Annotated in this window: 2 protein-coding genes; one reads left to right on the top strand and one right to left on the bottom strand. The window is 33.9% G+C overall.

What is annotated here, in order from left to right; genetic code table 11:
- Positions 1-688 precede the first annotated feature (688 nt).
- Positions 689-1192, top strand: coding sequence for a hypothetical protein (locus C6H08_RS10115; RefSeq protein ID WP_034580202.1), 504 nt, complete (start codon positions 689-691; stop codon positions 1190-1192).
- A 264-nt stretch (positions 1193-1456) separates the two neighbouring features.
- On the opposite strand, the gene C6H08_RS10120 is transcribed toward C6H08_RS10115, so the two are convergent.
- Positions 1457-2188: restriction endonuclease subunit S (locus C6H08_RS10120; protein ID WP_233708565.1), on the bottom strand; the 732-nt coding region annotated here is incomplete at its 5' end.

Below are 2188 nucleotides of genomic sequence, written 5' to 3' on the forward strand. Positions count from 1 at the left end.
CAAAAAATACACTGATGACACAAATTTTGACACACATACGCATTTTATGCCCTATTTTGCGGACTTTGGATAGAATTACAATTCCAACAATGAAATCTTAAGCTATTCTTAAGTTTTAAATAAAGCTTTATTTAAGCTAGATTATAAAGGCTATTGACATGCTATAATCATAAACAACACAACACACAAGGGGATTTTTTACTCTTATAATAAAATGCAATTACCCATTTATGCTAACTCACTTTATATAAGTTACAATATTACACATAAGCATATAATTTTTAAAATTTTTTCTAGCTAACTCTTATAAACTTACATAACTAGAGAAAATATCGGTTTTTTGGGAACTTGGAGGCAAATAAATTACAGTTAAAATGAGCGGACATTTTGCCAAGCCCACCTTTTTTATTTTGACTTAGAGTAAATAAAGCGACTTGACAATGAAAAAAATGTCGGTTAGAATTTTGGTATGGAATTTAGATTCTATAAGGTTGAAATGACCAACATGCAATAAACTTTAGAACCTATGCAACCCTGCTTGACTGCATTTAGGATTCTAATTTTTCGAGTTTCTAATTTGTTAAGATGCTAGACTTTAAATAAAATTTCCGATATATAGATAGGTTGTAGTTTAAAATTTAGATTCCAAAAGCCCTGTCTTTTGGATTTTACTTAAAAAGGATTTTATATGAAAAAAGCACATAAAGGCGTTTTATATGTAGGTGTATTTTTATGTCTTACTCATGTAAGCATGGCAAAAGATGGTTTTTCACTTGGCGGTGTAGTTGCCTTTGATAATAAGCATGTTGGTGGCGGCTTTGAAGTGGGCTTTCCATTACTACAAAAAGGCTTTACTATCCGTAACCACATAAGCGTATTTGCCTATGCAGCAGAAAATACAAACTCCCTTTTATTATTGCAAGAAAAAATTACATTTGGTGGAACAAGAGATTCTAATATGGCTAGATTATATGGCTTTATTAGCGGTAGCTTTGGACTTACCATGCAAGAACAAAAGGATATGTTTAAATCGCCGTTTGCGTGGGAAGGCTTTGTGGGAGGTGGGGCTGATATATATGGTGGAGAACATGCGAGTGTGTTTATTGAGGCTGGTGGGGGTGTAAATGGCAATACACTGGGTGTTATGCAGGGTTTTGGTAGAATACAAGTTGGATTTCGTGGATTTTTTTGATAGCGATTATTATACGGCACATTATCAATACCTCTGTATGCATAGCAAATACCTATATTTATACATGATATCTTTGAATATAACCTGAAAACCACTGCAAATGGGCGAATGGGCTTGGAGAGTGTAGTCATGGAATCGAAAAAGCTGGTTTTAGATTCTACATTTTTCTAATATTTATAATCTTAGGATGCTTAAATTTATTTAGCTAAATTACTATAAAATCACACATAAAAGCTTCTAGTTTAGAATCTAATATTCAACGCATTATACAGCAGAACCTGTTACTAAAAAATTTTTTAAAACTTGCATTTTTCTGTCTTCAAATGTTTGACTTTGCTCTTTAAACAATGTTATTTTATTTTCCACGCTTTCAATGGCGGATATAATTTTCTCTTGTGCTTCAAGTGGCGGGAGGGGGATTTGGATAGCTCTTAAGTTATCATTGTAAAGCCTAAGAATCGTCCCACCTCTCGTGCTTTTGCTTTGCCAATCAATATTTTGATAGGTATAAAAAAGAAAACGATTTGAAACAATTTTTTCATCTGTGTCAATCCACACGATATTAGAATCTTGAAAATAGGCGGGTTCTCCATTGTAAATTACTGCCTTGCCAATAGTTCCAGCCGCAGAAATAAGAATCTGCCCATTTTTAGGATATGAGTAATTTGCCTTGTAGTTTTCGTAGGTTTCTTGCGAAATATAACAATCCGCTTTAGCTCCAAAAGTTCCTATTTTGTAAAAGGGAATACCCTCCTTATCGTTTGTTTCGTGTTTCATAATCCTTTTACACATACAAACCTTACCGAGTTCGCCGAGCTTCTTAAATTCCCAGCCTTCTTTTGGTGGAGTAGGCAGAGATTCTAAAAGGGTGTTTAAATCCTCTGTCATAACTTGCATAAGCAAAGTATCTTTGTTTGATTCTGTATTGTCGTTTAAAAATATTTCTTTTCGCAAAAAGGGGTTTATCCCCTCCCCGCTCCCCTTAACCCCGAAAAA

The organism is Helicobacter bilis, from assembly GCF_900198365.1.
GTDB classification, from domain to species: Bacteria; Campylobacterota; Campylobacteria; order Campylobacterales; family Helicobacteraceae; genus Helicobacter_A; species Helicobacter_A bilis_B.